The organism is Flavobacterium sp. Sr18, assembly GCF_011064265.1.
Taxonomy (GTDB): Bacteria; Bacteroidota; Bacteroidia; order Flavobacteriales; family Flavobacteriaceae; genus Flavobacterium; species Flavobacterium petrolei.
This window is the reverse complement of the sequence record NZ_CP049329.1, coordinates 1,015,063-1,034,366: the sequence shown is the minus strand read 5'-3', so window position 1 is coordinate 1,034,366 and position 19,304 is coordinate 1,015,063. Positions and strand designations below refer to the sequence as shown.

Below are 19,304 nucleotides of genomic sequence, written 5' to 3'. Positions count from 1 at the left end.
AATTAAGTAAGTGTACACAGCAATGCAAAGCCTTTAGACAACAGGTTTAGTTAGTAGATGCGTCGGGGATAGACGGAAAGAGGAAGTGCTTACCGAGGGAGGTCTTTGCAACCACGAGTTGGTTAAGCAAAGAAGTCAGCAGAAGTCATAGTACTTGGGGCAACGAGTTGCCAACAGAAAGGTATAGGACTCACAAACAAGGAAGGACCCAACGCAAGTGGTTCTCAATTTTCATCGGAATGACGCAAGTTATAGCCCTGGAAAAGCGGAACAGGAAGAATTTAATGTAAAACAACAAGCATGATTGTATGCTGACCCCCAAAATTCGGACAATATATCCCGACTAATTTAGATAGGAATAAAAACCTTAAATTAGCACTAATATGTCAAGAACAAGAAGAACCTTCGGAAAAGACTTCAAAGCCAAAGTTGTTTTGGAAGCCTTAAAAGAGAAAGATACCATCGAGGTATTAGCAAAAAAATACGAGTTGCTGCCCAACCAAATTTCAATGTGGAAGTCCGAAGCGATACGGAATCTTTCTGCGGTTTTTTCTGCAGAAAAAACGCTCGTTGCCAAAGATGAAATTCCAACAGAGAAACTCTATGCTCGAATAGGTCAGCTGACTTTGGAGAATGACTTTTTAAAAAAAAGTCTGGGTTAGTATCGATCAGTGAGCGAGTGAAAATGGTCGATACCCAAAATAAATTGAGCATTGTCAAACAATGTCGCTTATTAGAAATTCATCGTGGCGGTCTTTATTATAAAGCAAAACAGGAAAGTTTAGAGAACTTAAAAATAATGCAATTATTAGACCAACAGTATTTTAATACTCCATTTTATGGCTGCAGGAAACTGACGTTTTGGCTCAAGGATTTAGGTTTTAAAGTGAATCGCAAACGGGTAAAACGATTGATGCAAATCATCAATTGGCAAACCATTTATAGAGAACCTACAACAACAGTGAGTACTAAAGAACATAAGAAATACCCTTATTTACTCAAAGGTTTGAAGATTACCCATAAAAATCAGGTTTGGGCAACAGATATCACCTATATTCCTATGGCAAAAGGATTTATGTACTTGACTGCGATTATTGATTTGCATACAAGATTTGTTTTGAACTGGAGTGTAAGCAATACAATGAGTGCCGATTGGTGTGCCGATATTTTGCAAGAAACTATACAAAAGTATGGTGTGCCTGAAATTTTCAATACAGATCAAGGAAGTCAATACACCAGTGAGGTTCACACCAATGTACTATTAAACAATGAAATAAAAATTTCTATGGACGGTAAAGGAAGAGCTATTGACAACATTTTTATAGAAAGATTATGGAGGACAGTCAAATACGAGAATGTATATTTACAAGCATATACTGATGGAATCAGCCTTTATAGAGGACTCAAAGATTATTTTGAATTTTATAATACACGGCGAATTCATCAGTCACTAGATTATGGAACGCCTTATAATAATTATTACAAAAAAGAAGTGGCATAAAATCAGAATAACTTTTTTTGGCTTCTTAAAACAGCCAAAAGTTATCTCCGATTTTAACCAAGATAATAGAATATAAAACTAAAAACCTATCTTAAATCGTTGAGATTTCTGTCTGAAAAATGGGTACAGCATAATTGCACAAGTAACACATCCTTACAATCTCCAAAAGGCGCTACGTCAAGTAGTGGTCAACAAAGGCAGTGCGGGCGTTGATGGACTAAAAACCACTCAACTAGCGGATTATTTCCGTGAACACAAGTCTGCATTGTTGGAGGATATTAAGAATTATCGTTACTTACCGCAACCTATTCTTGGTGTGGAAATTCCAAAAGGAGGCGGAAAGTTCCGTCTCTTAGGAATTCCAACAGTAGTTGACAGACTGCTTCAACAAGCCGTATCGCAAGCGATGATGCCAAGATTCGAAAAAGATTTTAGTGATAATAGTTTCGGATTCCGACCCAACAAAAACGCCCGCCAAGCGGTAGGCAAAGCTTTGGGAAATATTCACCAAGGCTACAATTACATTGTAGATATTGACCTAAAGACCTTCTTTGATGAAGTCGACCATTGCTTGCTGATGAACCTAATTTACCAAAAGGTAAAATGTCCAACAACTTTGCGATTAATCCGCAAATGGTTGCGAGTGCCGATACTCATCAAAGGAAAACTGGTCAAACGACGAAAAGGCGTTCCGCAAGGGAGTCCGATAAGTCCGCTTTTGTCAAAGATTTTGCTCCATGAATTGGACAAAGAACTGACAACAAAAGGCTTGAAGTTTGTCCGTTATGCCGATGATTTTAGCATTTACACCAAATCGAAAACCCAAGCCAAAACGGTTGGTAACACTATCTTTCTGTTTTTGAGAGACAAGCTGAAACTGACTATTAATCTGGAAAAGAGCGGAATTAGAAAACCCATTCAGTTCACGATATTGGGATTTTTGTTTGCATCGACCTATCAAAAAGGGGTAAAAGGCAGGTATCAACTAACGGTAGGGGACAAAGCTTGGGCAAAACTCAAGCATAGTTTAAAAGAAGTGACACGCAAAACCGCACCCAAAAGTTTCGAGGAACGCATCCGTAAAATCAACGAAATCCAACGAGGATGGCTAAACTATTTTCGAGGGACAAGTATTCAAGGAAGGTTACGAGATATTGACGGATGGTTGCGCAACCGTCTGCGCTATTTCATTTGGACGGATTGGAAGAAACCCGAGCGCAAAAGGAAAAACCTGATGCGATTAGGGATTGACAAAGACCATGCTTATGCTTGGAGCAGAACCAGAAAAGGAGGCTGGCGAATCGCCCAAAGTCCAATTTTAACCACTACAATTACCCTACAAAGGCTCAAGAAGAAAGGCTATCAATCAATGTTGGAGATTTACATGGAACTCAACCCATCACTTTGCGAACCGCCGTATACGAGACCCGAACGTACGGTGGTGTGAGAGGCGCACTCCGTCAGTTTCTGGCGGAGCCGTCTACTCGATTAGCCGTAGTTTTTTTTTAAATTATTGTGGCTGACGTAAGATAACCATGATGAGTATCATACTCTGTAATTATTTCCCATTTAGTGTCACATTTTGAACATTTAAATATTTCAGTTTTTATATTCCATCCACCAGCTTCATCTTCATTTATTTTATCGATTAAAATTAAATTTTTAGGAGAACAGGTTAATCCGTTGTAGAATTTAGTTTCTTTCGGATTCCCACAAAATATAGAATTATCATAATCGTATGCTTCCTCAATTTCAAAATGCTCGATTGGATAAAATCCAACAGAATCAAACGGGATGTATTCTTCTTGTTTGACAGTGACATCTCCAACTTTTAACCATTTAGTTAATTTATTAAATGTCATTTTTTTCCATAATCCTTCACATTTTGAGCATGTAAATATTTCTATTAGTATTTCATTATTTCGTAGAGTATAATTATGGATTTTTTTCAAGTTGCTACTTTCACAACTTAATTCAAGGTGTTTTTTTTTATTTGAATTGCAATAAGTGTAAATCATTGATTCCTTCATCTTTTAAAATTACGGCTAACGTCAGTCTGTGAAAAAACCTCCGTTGTATTTATGATCAAATATAACAAAATACTAGTATAAAAAGAAGGTTTTTCGTATATTTAAGAATGCAACACATCACCGGAATTTCCCGTCAACAAATGCGTTTTTCAAGTTTAGAAGACACTATAAGTCCCGATAATCAGGTGCGATTTATAGATGCCTTTGTCGAATATATTGACCTCTCTAAACTCGATTTTGCTGTAAAAACGCTCAAGACCGAAGGTCGCCCAAGTTTCAATAGTAAAGTATTTCTAAAGATGTATTTATACGGTTATCTCAACGGAATCAGAAGTTGCCGTGATCTAGAAAAGGAATGTTTGAGAAACATCGAAATGCAATGGCTTTTAGAGGATATTCGTCCCAATTACCACAGCATCTCAGATTTTAGAAAAGACAATCCTATTGCTTTGAAAAAATTATTCAAACTATTTGTTTCGTTCTTGAAAGATGCTGACTTAATAGGCGGTGAAACCATAGCTATTGATGGCACCAAAAGCCGAGCGCACAATAGTAAGAAAGCCAATTTCAACCAAAAGAAAATCGACAAACACTTAGCTTATATTGAAGCTAAGACCCAAGAATACTTGGATACCTTGGAAGAAAATGACGGCAAAGATAATCCAGCTATAATCCAAAATATCCAACAAAAGTTAGACCGATTGAAAGGGAACAAATTGCGTTATGATCTACTGGAAGAAAAACTAAAAGCAAGTGGCGAGCCTCAAATAAGCACAACTGACAGTGATTCCAGAGCCTTGCTGGTTCAGGGACAAGTGATTGAGATTTCGTTCAATATTCAGGCTGCAGTCGATGCCAAACACAATCTGGTGGTAGCCACGCACACCATCAATAAGAATGATCGCAGTGCTTTGTCAGCTATTGCCATAGAAGCCAAAGAGAATCTAGGTATAGAAACCTATACCGCATTGGTCGATAAAGGTTACCATAATGGCAAACAAATAGAAATCTGCAAACAAGCCAACATAACTACCATTGTAGCACAGCCTGAACAAGGAAAAAGTAACGAAAACGGTACGACCAAGGCTTATTTGGTAGCCCAATTTCAATACGATCACGACACTTATACTTGCCCACAAGGCGAAACACTAAAAACTACAGGCAGTTGGCATAAGAAAACTACAGATAAAGACAGCTATAATTTTAAAAAATACCGAACCCCAAAATGCAAAGAATGTCCCGTAAAACATTTATGTACAAGTAGAGCAGCAGGCAGAGAAATCGACCGAAGCCAATATGCCGATGCCGTAGAAGAAAACAACAAGCGCTACCATGAGAACCCACAGCTCTACCGTAAACGACAGGAAATCAATGAACATATTTTTGGCACCATCAAACGACAATGGGGCTATAACCATACCAACTTAAAGGGATTAGAAAAAGTAAACGGAGAACATAGCTTGATTATGCTGGTGTATAACATCAAACGCAGTGTCAATATCCTAGGCGTTCCCGATTTGATTACTAAACTCAAAAAATGGAACTCACCCTACAAGGTAAAAGTCTTGTTTTTGCTAAAAACGAGTTATTTAAAGCTGAATTTAGAGTTCTTTTTTTCCAGTTTAAAATTAGCAGCCTAAAAAAGACCTTTCTTAAAAGGCTTTCTTTTGGATTGTAGAAAAGGAAAAATTGAAGATTTTAACGCAAAAAAGAGGTTTTTTCACAGCCTGACGTTCTCTTGCTACTCGTGGTTTGGTGCAAATTCCAGTGATATTGACCACCCAATTCCAATTTAAAGTGAGCACCTGATTCCAATTCAAAATGACCACCTAATTCCGGAGCAAAATGACCACCCCATTTTTCATTAAAAACTACTCTTTTTCATCTGTTAATTAGTATTCAAATATACTTAAATATTAGCCTTTGTTTATCCCTCTTTTTTTTCTCATGGATTCTCCATGTAATTCGAGTCGATGAGATTGATGAATCAGTCTATCCAAAATGGCATCAGCTATGGTTTTTTCTCCAATGATGTCATACCAGCCTTGCACTGGGATTTGTGAGGTTACAATAATAGAACCGTTATTATGCCTGTCTTCAATGATCTCTAAAAGGGTAATTCGGTTACTGCTATCCAAAGCTTGGAGTCCAAAATCGTCTAATATAATAACATCTTGCCGTTCTATTTTGGCCAATTCTCTCAGGTAAGAACCATCTGCTTTGGCCATTTTTAATTTAGCAAACAGCTTCGAAGTATTAAAATAACTTACTTTAAAACCTTGGATACAGGCTTGATAACCCAATGCTGTGCCTAAATAACTTTTGCCTACACCAGTGCTTCCCGTTATTAAAATGTTTTCATTTTTTTCGACAAATTCACATTCTGCCAGACGCAGTATGGTATTTCGATCCAGATTACGGGTTTGGTCAAAATTGATACTTTCAATATTTGATTTGTAATGGAATCGGGCGTTGGTGATACTGCGGGCAATACGCCGATTGTGCCTTTCATCCCATTCGGCATCAATAAGCATCGATACAAACTGATCGAGCGTGTAATGGTCTGTTTTTCCGCTTTCAATGGCTGTTTTAAAAGCATTGTGCATGCCGTAAAGCTTCATTTGTTTCATTTTTGTTACTGTGGATTCATTCATGATTACTGTGTTTTAATTTAATTATAATACTGTTTTCCTCTTATGTTAGCGTGAATTGGAAGTTCCTGCTCAGGTTCTTGTTCAAATTCGATATGATCTAAGTTGTTTTCTAAAATATTTTGAATGGTCTTAAAATTGTAAATTTTAAAATCAAGTGCCCGCTTACAGGCATTTATTAATCGCTCTTTCCCTACCTTTTTCTCGAAGTTTAATATTCCCAAACAACTTTTATAAGCCTGTTCAGGATGGTTTCTACTTTCAATTATTTGCATAATATATTCTGCTACTGACTCGTCAATACTACTGGCCCAATCAATGAAGCGGGCAGCACTCCACTGAGCTACAAATTGATGCGTGCTAGCCATATGTTCCGGGATTGTGGTATAGATATAAGGTTTGTAATTCCTTGGATGGATGGCTATTCGATTGTATTTGTGATAGATCTCTACCGTTGATTTGGTATACAATAGTTTCGCTTTTTTCTTGACATATTGATACGGAACGCTATAGTAATTTTTGTCCTGACTTAATTGAACATGCCCATTTTGCATTACTGTTGCAAAGGATTGGTATTTGATTTCAAAACGTTCTTGTGGTAATGGACTTAGTTTTTGTTGCTCATCTTCTAAAAATAATTCTATCCGAGAGTACGGACGTCCTGTGAGTTTTCGACTGTTATGAGCATCCAATAAATCCCATATTTGCTGGTTTAATTCTTCCAGAGAAAAGAATTTAGTTTCTTTTAGATTTACATAAATCCTTCGATACAAGATCTTAACAGCTCCTTCAACCAATGATTTGTCTCGGGGTTTATAAGCCCTAGCAGGCAAGATTGTAGTTTGGTAATGTTCGGCTAAATCAGCTAAGGTTTCATTAATTGTGGGTTCAAAACGACTGCTTTTTATTACTGCAGATTTTAAATTATCGGGAACAATTGCCGCAGGAGTACCTTCAAAAAAACGCATAGCATTTTCTACCGAAGTAACAAAATCTTCTTTTTGTTGGCTCATGGAAGCTTCGGCATAGGTGTATTGACTGGCTCCTAATATGGCTACAAAAAATTGTACTTCTTTAATTTCTCCCGTGTCTTTATCAATGATGGAGAGTGTTTTTCCAGCATAATCCACATACATTTTATCACCCGCTTTGTGATTCATGTGCATCACTGGATTGACTCGTTTGCTCCATGTTTTATAATGATGTCCAAATTGCGAGCTTCGGTAACCATTAGGATTTAGGGCAATATATTGCTCCCACATGTGCTGTATGGTAACGCCAACTTTTTTTAGTTCGCGTTCCATTTTAGGAAAAAAATCATAAAGAATCTGCAGTTTGGGACTGATTGATTCCACGGTAGTGTGTGAAAACAAAAGTTCTAACTCAGCATCTGTTTTTTCGTTAATTACTTCAAAACTTAATCCTAGCACTTCAAATAAAGAAATATACTTCTTTACTGTATTTCTAGAAAGAGATAAGTACTTACTTATGAATAACTTACTTTTCCCGTTACAGTAGAATTTAATTGCTTTTCTAATTTTACTCATGTCTGTTATTTTGTTTGCCATAATCCGTATTTTTTTAACGAATGTATGGTGCTAACAACATGAAAAAGTTAGTAGTTTTTAATGTCCAATTTTAGCCCAAAATCAGGTGGTCAATTTGGACTGGAAAATGGTGGTCAGTTTGCTCCGAAACTGGTGGTCAATTTGAACTGGAATAGGGTGGTCAATTTGACTGGTTTTTCCACACTTATACTTGCCCACAAGGCGAAACACTAAAAACTACAGGCAGTTGGCATAAGAAAACTACAGATAAAGACAGCTATAATTTTAAAAAATACCGAACCCCAAAATGCAAAGAATGTCCCGTAAAACATTTATGTACAAGTAGAGCAGCAGGCAGAGAAATCGACCGAAGCCAATATGCCGATGCCGTAGAAGAAAACAACAAGCGCTACCATGAGAACCCACAGCTCTACCGTAAACGACAGGAAATCAATGAACATATTTTTGGCACCATCAAACGACAATGGGGCTATAACCATACCAACTTAAAGGGATTAGAAAAAGTAAACGGAGAACATAGCTTGATTATGCTGGTGTATAACATCAAACGCAGTGTCAATATCCTAGGCGTTCCCGATTTGATTACTAAACTCAAAAAATGGAACTCACCCTACAAGGTAAAAGTCTTGTTTTTGCTAAAAACGAGTTATTTAAAGCTGAATTTAGAGTTCTTTTTTTCCAGTTTAAAATTAGCAGCCTAAAAAAGACCTTTCTTAAAAGGCTTTCTTTTGGATTGTAGAAAAGGAAAAATTGAAGATTTTAACGCAAAAAAGAGGTTTTTTCACAGCCTGACGTTCCCGCGCTACAGGCAGTTTGGGACTAAATTAAGCCCATTATTCGGATTTGCCAAATCTTCCAAATACAGACCAATTTTTCCATTAAGCCTAATGCCCAAATTGCTTGTAGCGTGTGTTAGCTGTAGTTTTTATGGTGCTTCAGTAACAGTTGATTGTTCAGGCTGGTCTTTTTTAAATTTAATTGAAGCTAATATATTTGAAAAATTTTTGTCATAATTATTAAATTCAACTAGATTTGTTTTTACAGTAACAACTCTCCATATATTCGAGTTTTCAATTATATAATACTCATTATGAACCACCAAGTGTTTTTTATTATTTAATTTAGATTTGAAATTATAAGAAATATTTCCAACAATTCCTTTGTATCCATTGAGTGTTGTATCTCTAGCTAATTTGATTTCTGGATTTGAATAAGGATATTTTTTAACATCTTCATCTCTGTTCCTGAAAAATTGTTTTTCTTCAATTTGTTTTTTAATCATTTGAAGTTCAATGTTTTTACCATCTTTTATATTGTTGTTTTCAGGTATCAAATATTTAATATCTTTTTGTGTTAATTTTACGATTACTAATTTCGAAATCAATTCATTTTCTCCCTTTGCTTGAATACTATCTTCTTTTTGAAAGAACCAAAATGAAGGATAATCGTTTCCTGGAATTTCATAATATCCTATATTACTATTTAATGAATCAATTGTGAAAAATGCATTGTCAATTTTTTTTAATTTTTTATTAGGTGAACAAGACAAAATAGTAAAGAAGCTAAAAGAAAGCATTAAGAATTTATTCATATAAGGTTTGTGTTTGGTGAAAATTCTAACTAATATTTTTTTAATGTTTTGAAAATCAATTATTTATATTTTTGATATTTGCCTAAATTTTCACTTTCTTCCGTTAGCTGAAGGAGTCAATTTGGGCGCGAATATGGGGAATTACAGCTAACTTGTATATATGTATGACAAAATCATACAAAGCCATCCAGTTTTGGGTAGATATGTATGACAAATACCATACTTTATTTTAATTCAAATATATAGATAATTCATTACAAATCATCAAAAGGACTTTTAATTTGTTGAATACTTTTCGTATTTACATGGGTATAAATTTCGATAGTCTTACTTCTGTTATGGCCTAATAATTCCTGTATATATCGTAAATCAGTTCCGTTTTCTAGTAAATGTGTGGCATAACTGTGACGCAACCAGTGTAATGTTACGGGTTTTGTGTTCCCCACTTTTTGAAGAGCTTGTTTTAAAACACTTTGTAAACTTTGTTCTGAATAGTGTTCTCCTACATTTTGCCCTTTAAAAAGCCAGGTTTTAGGTTTGCTTATTACATAATAATCTCGCATAATTTCTAATATTTTTGGAGATAAAGGAACAATTCTATCCTTTTTACCTTTGCTTTGTCTGATTATTACAATACCTCTTTTTGAATCAATATCATTTGGTTTTAAATTTAAAAGCTCACCTCTACGCAAACCACAACTGTATAGCAACGAAAGCATTGTTCTGTGTTTAATGTTACTATGCGCATTTAATATCAATTTTACTTCTTCTTTGCTTAATACATTGGGTAATAGTTTGGCTCGTTTGGGACGATGGATTTTATCAATATCGATTTTGGTGCCTATAATTGTTATAAAGAATAATTTAATGGAGTTGACCGTTTGATTCTGATACGAAGCCGAAAGATTATTCTTTAAAATATACTCGTTATTATAAATAATCACGTCCTCATTATTGATTTCTACAACTGATTTTTCTCGATAGAAAATCAGGAAAGATTTTAAGGCTTCGCTATAGGTACTAATGGTGCTTTCGCTATATCGTTTAGAACGAAGCCATTGTTTAAATTTTTCAATTTGTGTTATTGCCTCTGTCGAAGGGACTGAATTTGCAAGAGGTTCTATCTTGAAACGTTCTCTATTTTCGATTGTATCGGGGAGGTGCCAAACTGTTTTTTGCTGGCTCCATCGGGCTCCTTCTATTTGTTTGATACGGGCAATCAAATCTTGATTTTTTTTCAAAATAAACGGCAATTCTATTTTCGCTATTGTGTTTAATAAGTTTTGCGGCCCAAGTCATGTAGTGTTGGTTTTGTGACTGAAAGATACTAATTTTTACAAATATGGTTTTATTAAACCAAAGGTTCTTATAGTACCGAGGCTTTTGCGTGAGGGATAAAAGCGGAAATCCTCCCGATTTTTCTTCGGGAGATTAAAGCGGATAGCCCGACCCGCTTTTTTTAGCGGGTCACGCCCAAATTGTAAATTTTAGAATTAGTAGCAGTATTTGTGTAGCATTATTTTTTAAATAAAAAGGTAGTGGACTTTGCGAAAAACTTTGCGAACTTTGCGGTCCAATAATACGAGATGAAAGGAGTATAACGCAAGTTTGAAATAAACAACTGTAGCGCTATGCAAATTACATATTGCTTAAAAAAAATATAAACTACGTATGAAATCGCCATGACAACATTTGTCGCATACACCGATGAAGATTAGGCGATAGCATATTGCTTCGCCTGTTCGCTATCGCTCGAGTCCATTAAAAAACAAATATTATCTACATATGAAAATAAATCCAAAAAACGGAATTGACAAGCTCATTTTCGGAATGAAACAAAATGATGTTACTGCAATTTACGGGAAACCAGACCGCAACTATAAGGATGAGGATGAAAATGTGATCTTTGCTTACAACAAACTAAAAATGCGTTTGACGTTCTATGTAGAGGAAGATTTTAAATTGGGTTATATCGTAGCGTCGAGTCCTGAACTGGAAGTTTTTGGATATAAAATAATCAATAGAAAAATCAGTGAGGTCAAAAAAGATTTGGCAGCAAAGGGAATTACTAAATTTACTCAGGAAGAGTTTGACACGTTCGAAAACTATTTCAACGAGGAAAACTGGATGATTTTTCAAACGGAATTTGATGAAGTGGTGAAGTTTGAGATTGGTGCCATTATCAATCAGAAAGATGAATTTGACTGGAAATTTGGAAAGAAATAATTGAAACGTCGATAATGCTCAAAAAAGCATAAAAGGCGATTTCTATTCCTGTAATCACAGAGAATGAATTATAAAAATAAACCCGACATATTTTGAAGTCTGTCGGGTTTTTTTATGGCATTTTTTTTTGAGTTTTATTGTTTTGGAGCGGGTTGTTTTTCGAGCATTTCCAATTCGAAAATAAGCATTGTATTAGGCGGAATAACACCACCGGCTCCTCTTTCTCCATACGCTAGATTTGATGGGATGAAAACTACTGCTTTGTCGCCAAAAGCCATATTTTCAAGTCCTTCAATAAATCCTGGAATCATACCGTCTTTTTTTCCGGCTTCAAACGGGAAGGCTTGGTAGCCGTTTTGTGCGGCACGATTTGCATCATATTTTCCATAGGATTTATTCACCGTTTCATAACTGCTGTCAAATAGTGTTCCGTCCTCAAAATAACCAGCATAATGAAAATAGAATGTGGATCCGTTAGCGGGTTTTACTCCAGTTCCTTTCTCGGTTATTTTGTAAGCTAATCCGGATGGAGTAGTGGTTGCAGTTGCTTTTGTAGCGGCTAAATAGGCTTTTTTTGCGGATACTACAGGACCGTATTTTTCAGTGTACGCTCTTTTCGCTTCGGCTTCAATTGCTGCTTTTTTGGCTTTGTTTTCAGCGTTGATTAAATCCTGTTTCTTTTGGTCTTCGGATTTATTGTTGAAATAATCAGCGAACACTTTTGGCGCATCAAATTTTTGTGCTAAAGCGCCTTTTCTTACGATGGTAATTTTTGTGATTACATCGTTTTGCGCAATGGAGTTTACTATATTCATTCCTTCGGTAACGTGACCAAAAATGGTGTGTTTTCCGTCTAACCAAGGCGTTTCTTTATGCGTAATGAAAAACTGGCTTCCATTAGTAGTAGGGCCGGAATTAGCCATAGAGAGTATTCCGGGTTTGTTGTGCTTCAAGTCTGTGAATTCATCCTTGAATGCATAACCAGGACCGCCAGAACCATTACCGGAAGGATCTCCACCTTGAATCATGAAGTCTTTGATGACACGGTGAAATTTTAAACCATCAAAGAACGGTTTTCCTTTTAGTTTGTCATCTGTGACAAAAGTATTTTTCCCTTCGGCAAGTGCAATGAAGTTAGCCACTGTTACGGGTGCTTTTTGGTATGCTAATTCCAGTACAATATCTCCTTTGTTTGTTGCAATTGTTGCAAAAATCCCCTCGATTGCCGCTGGAGTTTTTACCGCAGGCTTTACTGGCGATTTTACAGTTGCTTTGACGCTTGTTGCCGGTTTTTTGGCAGGAACGGATTTCTTGATCGTTTGAGAATGGACGTTGACCATTCCCATAAATAATAAAAACAGAATTTTAAATTTCATGTTGTACTAATTTAAAGGCTTATTTTTTTAATATTATTGGGGCATTTTTTCTAATAATTCAATCTCAAAAATGATATTGGCATTGGGTGGTATTACGCCTCCAGCGCCCGCTGCTCCATATCCTAAACGGGATGGGATGAAAATTACGGCTTTATCACCAAAAGATAATTGCTCCAATCCTTCGATGAAACCAGGAATCATGCCATCTTTTTTACCTGCTTGGAAAGGGATGGGTTGGTACCCGTTTTGAGCGGCTCTGTTTTCATCGTATTTCCCAAACGTTTTAGCCACATTTTCGACACTGGCGTCAAATAATTCTCCATCTTCCAGAAAACCTGCGTAGTGTATAAAAACATTAGCGCCATTGGCCGGTTTTTTACCACCGCTTTTCTTGATAATCACATATTGCAAACCACTAGGCGTTCTGGTAGCCTTTGCTTTTAAAGCAGTAAATTCAGCTACTTTTTGTTTGCGAACTACTTTGTACTTTTCGTTGTATACTCTTTTATTTTCCGCTTCGATTGCTGCTTTTTTCTTTTGATTTTCAGACTCTACAGCGAAATAATCATTGAATATTTTTACAGCGTTGAATTTTTTGGCAGCTTCACCATTTCTGATGATGGTTACTTTATTGATGTAATCATTTTGTTCAATTTTGTTTACGACTTCCATTCCATTTTCGACTACATGACCAAATATAGTGTGTTTTCCGTCGAGCCAAGGTGTTGCAAGATGCGTGATGAAAAATTGACTGCTGTTCGTTGTTGGTCCGTTATTGGCCATAGCCAAAACACCGCCTTTATCAAATCTCAAATCAGAAAATTCATCTTTAAATTTGTATCCGGTATCTCCAGAACCTGTTCCAAGCGGATCTCCGGTTTGAACCATAAAATCTTTGATAACTCGGTGGAATTTCAAACCGTCAAAAAAGGGTTTGTTTTTAAGGTTTTCATTGGTAACAAATTCATTTTTTCCTTCGGCCAAGGCTACATAATTGGCCACCGTGATAGGTGCTTTTTCAAAATCTAATTGGACAATGATTTCACCTTTATTGGTTTCAATTTTCGCATATAAACCGTCAGGAAGGTTGTTGTATTCTTCTTTACAAGAATAAAATGAAGCAATTATCAGGAATACGAATAGAATCTTTTTTTTCATTTCTAAATTATTTTATTGAGTTATTGTATCTACGGTCTTGTTTATAATAGGGGTTGATTCTTTTGTAGGTGTTGGAACTGTTGGCGTGACTTTTAGTTTTACCTCGTTTTCTTTTTTATATGCTGCTTCCGATTTAAAATCACGTAATGTTACGGTGCAAAGTAGCGGTTGATTAGTGCCAATTCTTTTTTCGTCACCATGGTATCCATATCCCATGTGCGATGGGAAAAGAAAGTTTACTTTTTCATTTTTACGCATTAGCTTGATTCCGTCACGCAAGCCCATCATGATATTTTGTTTGTCCACATAATATATTTGCGGTCGCAATTCTAATGCAGAATAGATTATGGTTCCTTTCAAGTCTTTGATTTCATAATCAAAAAAAGCAACGTCTCCTTTTTTTGGTGTAAGCGTATCGGCTTCATTTCTTGTTTCATAGGAATACCAATATCCTTTTTTGGATGCGAGATAAACAACATTAGGATTACTTTTGATTACATCCTGAATTTGGGTTTCCTCGTTGGCAACTAATTTTTTGTTGCGTGCCACAGATTTTTTCATGAAGCTTCCTGATGCTTGAGAAATAGGTCTCCTGGCTTCCTGATGTTGTTTGCAACTTGAAAAGAGGACAAACATAAAAAATACAATTGCGATTCCCTTGCTATTTTTCATAGGATTAGATGCTTAATTTTGTTACTAAATCTTCAAATTTCCGAATCGTTTCTTCCATCGAAACTTCTGATTTTCCTCCGGCAGCATTGCGATGTCCGCCACCATTAAAATAATCTCTTGCAAACTGATTGACATCAAAATCGCCTTGAGAGCGGAATGAAATCTTGATGATTTTTTCTTCTTTATTTTCGATAAATATAGCGGTAAAAAGGATTCCTTTAATGCTTAGTCCGTAATTTACAATACCTTCCGTATCTCCTTTTACATAATCAAAGGAATTTAGTTCCAATTGAGTCAGTGTAGTATAGGCTGTTTTATGTTCCGTTATCACTTTCATGTTTTGAAGTGCTCTTCCCAATATTTGCAAGCGCCCAAAAGAACTGTTATCAAATAACAAGCTTGGAATTTCTGTGTTTTCAACGCCCAAATCAATTAATTCAGCCACAATTCTATGGGTTGTTCCAGTTGTTTTTGGGAAACGAAACGAACCCGAATCAGTTAGGATTCCTGTATAAATGCAAGTTCCGATAGTTTTGTCGATATCTGCTTTTTTTCCAAGATGCGATATGAAGTTATAAAGCATTTCGCAGGTAGATCCAAACGAAGTGTCGGAATAGGTTACCACAGCATAATCATCTGGTTTTTGATGATGATCTATCATTACGAAAGGTGCGGTTAGCTTGGCTAAAACATGTTCCATTTCGCCGGTGCGATGCAACGCATTAAAATCTAAAGTAAAAATAAGTTCTGCCTCTTCAAGAATTTGGGTGCAGTTTTGTTTGTCTTTTTCGAATATTTTAATGGTTTCAGAACCCGGCATCCACGCTAGGAAATCCGGAAATTCATTTGGAGAAACCACCACAGGATGATGCTTGTTTTTTAATAAAAAATGGTATAAACCCAGTGTAGAACCCATGGCGTCTCCGTCAGGACCGCGGTGAGGGATTATGGCAATTTTTTTTGGAGTTGATAATAACAACTGTATCGCTTGAATGTCTTGTATTTTCATAGTCTGCGAAATTACATTTTTTTAGTGTAATGTTGAAATCATTTATACAATTAACAAACTTTTAGAAGGTTATAAAAAGTCGGTATTTTTTCTTTTCAATTTTTGATACAAATGGTATTTTGCTCCTTTTACTATTTGAGAACTGTAAATACCGACTGACCCCGAAGAAAAGTAAGCAAGCAAACACGCAATCCCAATAAAAATGCCGCTTTCGATCCCGAAAAGTTCCATTCCCATAACCGTACAGGAAATAGGGGTATGAGTGGCTCCCGAAAAAACAGCTACAAATCCCATTCCTGCCAAAAGGGCTATTGGTAAAGGAACAAAAAGCGATAAAGCGCTTCCTAAAGTGGCACCAACAAAAAATAATGGTGTGACTTCACCTCCTTTGAATCCCGCTCCCAGCGTAAATCCTGTAAAAAGTATTTTTAGCAGGAAATCATAGGAAGCATTTGGGTTTGAAAAAGCATCGACAATCATAGGGACTCCAAGACCAATGTATTTTGTGTTTCCAATAAAATATACGGCTAGTGCTATAAAACATCCGCCCACAAAAGGGCGAAGCGGGGGAAACGAAATAGTTTTTGAAAATAAACGTCCCCAAAAGTGTGTACTTCTGGAAAAAAGCATGGCGGCTAAACCAAATAAAACACTCACGAGTATAGCCCAGAATAATGTTGTGAACCCAATTTCTGGTAGATAAGGAATCGCATAATGGGTGTGCTTTACATGCCAAAGTTCCACGGTGAAATAAGCGATATATGCAACCAGAAAAGAAAGAAAAATGCTTTTGAAATTGATTTTACTAAAATAAACAACCTCTAAAGCGAATAATGCTCCAGCTAAAGGAGTTCCAAAAATGGAGGCAAATCCAGCGCTGATTCCCAGAATGAGTATCGTTTTTCTTTCGGATGCATCAAGTTGAAATAATTTTGTAAACTGGTCTGCAATGGCACCACCCATTTGTACGGCTGTTCCTTCTCGACCGGCTGAGCCACCAAAAAGATGGGTGATTAAGGTACCAAAAAGTACCAAAGGAGCCATTTTTAACGGAATGATTTTCTGGGGATTTTCGTATTCTTCCAGCAATAAATTATTTCCTTTGACAACTGATTTCCCCCAATAATGATAGCCCAAACCTATAATCAAACCGCCTATTGGCAAAAGCCAAATGATCCAGTTGTTGTTTTCTCGGATTTGCGTAACCCATTCTAAGGAAACCAGAAAAAAAGCAGATGCCGATCCGGAAATAACACCGATTAAAATGCAGATGAAAATCCATTGGAGTAGCAGCGACGAATTTTTTTTAGTTTTCTCTAAATTCATTAGTAGAATGGGCAAATTGTTATTTTGCAAAAGTATTATAAACCTTCTTGAATTAATGGTTTTTCAGCGGCTATAGCTGTAAATTCTATTTCGACTAAATACTCAGGAGCAACCAGTTTGCTGATTTCATAAAAACCGGTCGTGGGTTTAATGTCCTTAAAAAATAGGGCATGAGCCGTGGCAACATCTTCAAATGTCGAAATATCGGTAGTAAAAATTCGTGTTCTGATGACATCTTCCATACTTACTTTTAAGTCTTCGAGAACTACTTGTATGCGTTCTAAAATGTTTACTGTTTGTGCATACGCATCAGTAGCTTTTACTTTTTCGCCATCAATAATAGCAACTGTACCAGATACTTCAATAGTATTTCCAATGCGTACCGCTCTGCAGTATCCCATTTTGTCTTCCCAAGGAGAACCGGTCAATATGTTTTCTCTTTTCATTTTAGTAGTGTTTAAATCTTGTTTAGTAATAAAAATGCGATTTTGGATATGGCATACTATTTGCAAGTTAGAAAAAAAAGTGAAATAAAAATACCGATTTTGGATTAAAAAAAATCAAATTTTATCAGGGATATTTTAGTTGTTTTATTCTCTTTAATGAAATAAAATACAGATTTAGGAGTTATAAATGAAAGTTAAATTACAGCTTGATTCTTGAATAAATACAATTGGTTTTTTATTTTTAAAATTTTACAAGCACGGATAAACTAATTTAAAAAGTTATGAAAAGGATTTTATTTTTAATGATTACCATCAGTATGTCCTTGAGCGGATATGCCCAGAATGAATTTAGCTCGAAATTTAAAGCGATTCCGCCGAAAGTTAATGCACCGAAAATAAAAAAAGCAATTCCACCCAAAGCGGATATTCCGCCTATTAATACGCCAAACGTTTTTAAAAATCCGGAAATTTTTAACCCAAAACCAAGTCCGTCGCTTCCTAGTACGCCTGCAGCTAACTTCTCCATGACTCCTAAAAACGAGTTTATTAATCCCGGAGATGTTTATAAAGACAAATGGAATAAAAAGGAGGACAATACAGATGGTGTTGTGTACAGAAAGAACCAAAATTTAGGTAATTTCGCCACGGGATCAGTTACTGCTAAGGTAATGTATCGGGATGCAGCTTATGTTGATGGCGATAAGATTAGGGTGTATTTGAATGATCGAGTAATAGAATATCAGGTGAATCTCGATAGTGACTTCAAGGGTTTTGAAATTGTGTTGGAAAAAGGCTTTAATAAGATAGATTTCGAAGCATTAAACCAAGGTAGTTCGGGTCCTAATACCGCCGAATTTAAAGTGTATGATGATAAAGGTGGTTTGATATCAGCAAGCCAGTGGAATCTTGGAACTGGTTTCAAAGCCACTATTATTTTGGTAAAAGAATAAAAACATAGGTAAGGTAAATAAGAAAAACCGTTCGATATCATGAATATTCAACGGTTTTTTATGTTTAAGGATGTTTTGTCTAAAACGGATCTGCAGTAACTTGAAATTTCATGTCTGATTTTACAGTAATGTCTTGAGTTAAGGATTCTTTAATAACTGCCTTAGCCCTTATTTTATAGGAAGGTGCCTTGATGTATTTGTCTAATTTTTGAGAGATACAAATTAGATTAATCGTATTTGAAGTGGAATTAATGTCGTCTAAATAAGCCAATTCAATTTCATCATTAGCATCTGTTGAAATATATAGGTGTATTGATTTTAAAAAGCGGAATGTTTTATCAGTTGGTTCAGTGATAGTTAATTTTAACGCTGTCAACTTTACATCTTTTACTAAATCTGCTTTTGTATTGTTATTTTCAAATTCTTTACTTGAATTCGTGGTTATTTCCGGTGTTACAACTTCAAATAGAGCGCCAACTGGGAAAGCACTATCAATTGTAAAAGAGGTTTCGTCATCGATTGTAAACGTTAATAAATCATCAATTACACTACACGAAATGGCTATAAGGCCAAAAATTGCAACTGCTATAAATTTCTTTGCTTTCATTTTCTTTCTGTTTTTACGAGATTATGAGGGTTACAAATGTACTCTTTTATATTCTAAACCTAATTTTAGAATAAACCCAAAATTGCGATACAAGATCAGATGTCTTTTAGTAGGCAAGAGAATTTTTTTAGCAACTTAAAAGAAAATAAATATTTTTCAAAATTCAATTTTTCAATTCAAAATATAAAAAGTA

19 protein-coding genes and 1 pseudogene are annotated in these 19,304 nt (G+C 35.8%); 8 read left to right on the top strand and 12 right to left on the bottom strand.

From position 1 onward, the window contains the following. Positions 1-383 precede the first annotated feature (383 nt). The 3 genes from G7A72_RS04645 (at position 384) to ltrA (ending at position 2,948) form a co-directional block, all read left to right on the top strand. Positions 384-662: a transposase gene (locus G7A72_RS04645; protein ID WP_165151468.1), complete on the top strand. Its 279-nt coding sequence runs from the start codon at positions 384-386 to the stop codon at positions 660-662. Between the two features lie 23 nt (positions 663-685). Beyond that, positions 686-1,501, top strand: a complete 816-nt coding sequence (locus G7A72_RS04640; RefSeq protein WP_241258508.1) for an IS3 family transposase — start codon at positions 686-688, stop codon at positions 1,499-1,501. 130 nt (positions 1,502-1,631) lie between these two features. Further along, positions 1,632-2,948 (top strand): group II intron reverse transcriptase/maturase, encoded by a 1,317-nt coding sequence (gene ltrA / locus G7A72_RS04635; protein ID WP_165153633.1) that lies wholly within the window; start codon positions 1,632-1,634, stop codon positions 2,946-2,948. A gap of 58 nt (positions 2,949-3,006) precedes the next feature. Here ltrA and G7A72_RS04630 read toward each other — a convergent pair whose 3' ends face one another. After that, positions 3,007-3,531: a hypothetical protein gene (locus G7A72_RS04630; protein ID WP_165151608.1), complete on the bottom strand. Its 525-nt coding sequence runs from the start codon at positions 3,529-3,531 to the stop codon at positions 3,007-3,009. Between the two features lie 107 nt (positions 3,532-3,638). Between G7A72_RS04630 and G7A72_RS04625 the strand changes: the two genes are divergently transcribed. Next, positions 3,639-5,171: an IS1182 family transposase gene (locus G7A72_RS04625; protein WP_241258513.1), complete on the top strand. Its 1,533-nt coding sequence runs from the start codon at positions 3,639-3,641 to the stop codon at positions 5,169-5,171. A gap of 276 nt (positions 5,172-5,447) precedes the next feature. Here the strand turns inward: G7A72_RS04625 and istB are convergent, their stop codons facing one another. Next, positions 5,448-6,185 (bottom strand): IS21-like element helper ATPase IstB, encoded by a 738-nt coding sequence (gene istB, locus G7A72_RS04620; protein ID WP_113667236.1) that lies wholly within the window; start codon positions 6,183-6,185, stop codon positions 5,448-5,450. A gap of 17 nt (positions 6,186-6,202) precedes the next feature. Further along, positions 6,203-7,750 carry an IS21 family transposase gene (gene istA / locus G7A72_RS04615; RefSeq protein ID WP_165151421.1) on the bottom strand — a complete coding sequence of 516 codons (1,548 nt, stop codon included), beginning with the start codon at positions 7,748-7,750 and terminating at the stop codon, positions 6,203-6,205. A gap of 60 nt (positions 7,751-7,810) precedes the next feature. Here istA and G7A72_RS04610 point away from each other — a divergent pair, with 60 nt between their 5' ends. Beyond that, a complete protein-coding gene (locus tag G7A72_RS04610; protein WP_165151607.1) occupies positions 7,811-7,963 on the top strand; it encodes a hypothetical protein in 153 nt (50 codons plus the stop codon). Between the two features lie 35 nt (positions 7,964-7,998). Next, a pseudogene (locus tag G7A72_RS04605) lies at positions 7,999-8,451 on the top strand (transposase); the annotation flags it as partial. Positions 8,452-8,675: 224 nt separating this feature from the next. Here the strand turns inward: G7A72_RS04605 and G7A72_RS04600 are convergent. Both G7A72_RS04600 and G7A72_RS04595 read right to left on the bottom strand, forming a co-directional pair. Further along, positions 8,676-9,341 carry a hypothetical protein gene (locus G7A72_RS04600; RefSeq protein WP_165151606.1) on the bottom strand — a complete coding sequence of 222 codons (666 nt, stop codon included), beginning with the start codon at positions 9,339-9,341 and terminating at the stop codon, positions 8,676-8,678. Positions 9,342-9,595: 254 nt separating this feature from the next. Continuing rightward, positions 9,596-10,582 (bottom strand): site-specific integrase, encoded by a 987-nt coding sequence (locus G7A72_RS04595; protein ID WP_241258576.1) that lies wholly within the window; start codon positions 10,580-10,582, stop codon positions 9,596-9,598. A 544-nt stretch (positions 10,583-11,126) separates the two neighbouring features. Between G7A72_RS04595 and G7A72_RS04590 the strand changes: the two genes are divergently transcribed. After that, positions 11,127-11,567: a hypothetical protein gene (locus tag G7A72_RS04590; protein WP_165151605.1), complete on the top strand. Its 441-nt coding sequence runs from the start codon at positions 11,127-11,129 to the stop codon at positions 11,565-11,567. 134 nt (positions 11,568-11,701) lie between these two features. On the opposite strand, the gene G7A72_RS04585 is transcribed toward G7A72_RS04590, so the two are convergent. The 6 genes from G7A72_RS04585 to G7A72_RS04560 all read right to left on the bottom strand — a co-directional run bounded on the left by G7A72_RS04585 (position 11,702) and on the right by G7A72_RS04560 (position 17,554). Further along, positions 11,702-12,943: a peptidylprolyl isomerase gene (locus G7A72_RS04585; protein ID WP_165151604.1), complete on the bottom strand. Its 1,242-nt coding sequence runs from the start codon at positions 12,941-12,943 to the stop codon at positions 11,702-11,704. Positions 12,944-12,976: 33 nt separating this feature from the next. Next, positions 12,977-14,101, bottom strand: a complete 1,125-nt coding sequence (locus tag G7A72_RS04580; protein WP_165151603.1) for a peptidylprolyl isomerase — start codon at positions 14,099-14,101, stop codon at positions 12,977-12,979. Between the two features lie 12 nt (positions 14,102-14,113). Then, positions 14,114-14,773 carry a gliding motility-associated peptidyl-prolyl isomerase GldI gene (gene gldI / locus G7A72_RS04575; protein WP_165151602.1) on the bottom strand — a complete coding sequence of 220 codons (660 nt, stop codon included), beginning with the start codon at positions 14,771-14,773 and terminating at the stop codon, positions 14,114-14,116. 4 nt (positions 14,774-14,777) lie between these two features. Then, positions 14,778-15,782 carry a bifunctional oligoribonuclease/PAP phosphatase NrnA gene (locus G7A72_RS04570; protein ID WP_165151601.1) on the bottom strand — a complete coding sequence of 335 codons (1,005 nt, stop codon included), beginning with the start codon at positions 15,780-15,782 and terminating at the stop codon, positions 14,778-14,780. Between the two features lie 69 nt (positions 15,783-15,851). After that, positions 15,852-17,108, bottom strand: coding sequence for a voltage-gated chloride channel family protein (locus G7A72_RS04565; RefSeq protein ID WP_165151600.1), 1,257 nt, complete (start codon positions 17,106-17,108; stop codon positions 15,852-15,854). 35 nt (positions 17,109-17,143) lie between these two features. Beyond that, on the bottom strand, positions 17,144-17,554 hold the full coding sequence (locus G7A72_RS04560) for a RidA family protein (protein WP_165151599.1): 411 nt from the start codon (positions 17,552-17,554) through the stop codon (positions 17,144-17,146). A 281-nt stretch (positions 17,555-17,835) separates the two neighbouring features. On the opposite strand from G7A72_RS04560, the gene G7A72_RS04555 reads away from it, so the two are divergent. Continuing rightward, entirely contained in the window at positions 17,836-18,504 is a 669-nt protein-coding gene (locus tag G7A72_RS04555; protein WP_165151598.1) for a hypothetical protein, read from the top strand. 79 nt (positions 18,505-18,583) lie between these two features. Here the strand turns inward: G7A72_RS04555 and G7A72_RS04550 are convergent, their stop codons facing one another. Beyond that, complete coding sequence (locus G7A72_RS04550; protein WP_113666715.1) at positions 18,584-19,111, bottom strand: hypothetical protein; 528 nt, start codon at positions 19,109-19,111, stop codon at positions 18,584-18,586. Positions 19,112-19,304: the final 193 nt, after the last annotated feature.

Coding starts and splice junctions, on each gene's coding strand:
- G7A72_RS04645 (WP_165151468.1), top strand. CDS start 384: ATGTCAAGAACAAGAAGAACCTTCGGAAAAGACTTCAAAGCCAAAGTT.
- G7A72_RS04640 (WP_241258508.1), top strand. CDS start 686: ATGGTCGATACCCAAAATAAATTGAGCATTGTCAAACAATGTCGCTTA.
- G7A72_RS04630 (WP_165151608.1), bottom strand. CDS start 3,531: ATGAAGGAATCAATGATTTACACTTATTGCAATTCAAATAAAAAAAAA.
- G7A72_RS04625 (WP_241258513.1), top strand. CDS start 3,639: ATGCAACACATCACCGGAATTTCCCGTCAACAAATGCGTTTTTCAAGT.
- istB (WP_113667236.1), bottom strand. CDS start 6,185: ATGAATGAATCCACAGTAACAAAAATGAAACAAATGAAGCTTTACGGC.
- istA (WP_165151421.1), bottom strand. CDS start 7,750: ATGGCAAACAAAATAACAGACATGAGTAAAATTAGAAAAGCAATTAAA.
- G7A72_RS04610 (WP_165151607.1), top strand. CDS start 7,811: ATGTCCAATTTTAGCCCAAAATCAGGTGGTCAATTTGGACTGGAAAAT.
- G7A72_RS04600 (WP_165151606.1), bottom strand. CDS start 9,341: ATGAATAAATTCTTAATGCTTTCTTTTAGCTTCTTTACTATTTTGTCT.
- G7A72_RS04590 (WP_165151605.1), top strand. CDS start 11,127: ATGAAAATAAATCCAAAAAACGGAATTGACAAGCTCATTTTCGGAATG.
- G7A72_RS04585 (WP_165151604.1), bottom strand. CDS start 12,943: ATGAAATTTAAAATTCTGTTTTTATTATTTATGGGAATGGTCAACGTC.
- G7A72_RS04580 (WP_165151603.1), bottom strand. CDS start 14,101: ATGAAAAAAAAGATTCTATTCGTATTCCTGATAATTGCTTCATTTTAT.
- gldI (WP_165151602.1), bottom strand. CDS start 14,773: ATGAAAAATAGCAAGGGAATCGCAATTGTATTTTTTATGTTTGTCCTC.
- G7A72_RS04570 (WP_165151601.1), bottom strand. CDS start 15,782: ATGAAAATACAAGACATTCAAGCGATACAGTTGTTATTATCAACTCCA.
- G7A72_RS04565 (WP_165151600.1), bottom strand. CDS start 17,108: ATGAATTTAGAGAAAACTAAAAAAAATTCGTCGCTGCTACTCCAATGG.
- G7A72_RS04560 (WP_165151599.1), bottom strand. CDS start 17,554: ATGAAAAGAGAAAACATATTGACCGGTTCTCCTTGGGAAGACAAAATG.
- G7A72_RS04555 (WP_165151598.1), top strand. CDS start 17,836: ATGAAAAGGATTTTATTTTTAATGATTACCATCAGTATGTCCTTGAGC.
- G7A72_RS04550 (WP_113666715.1), bottom strand. CDS start 19,111: ATGAAAGCAAAGAAATTTATAGCAGTTGCAATTTTTGGCCTTATAGCC.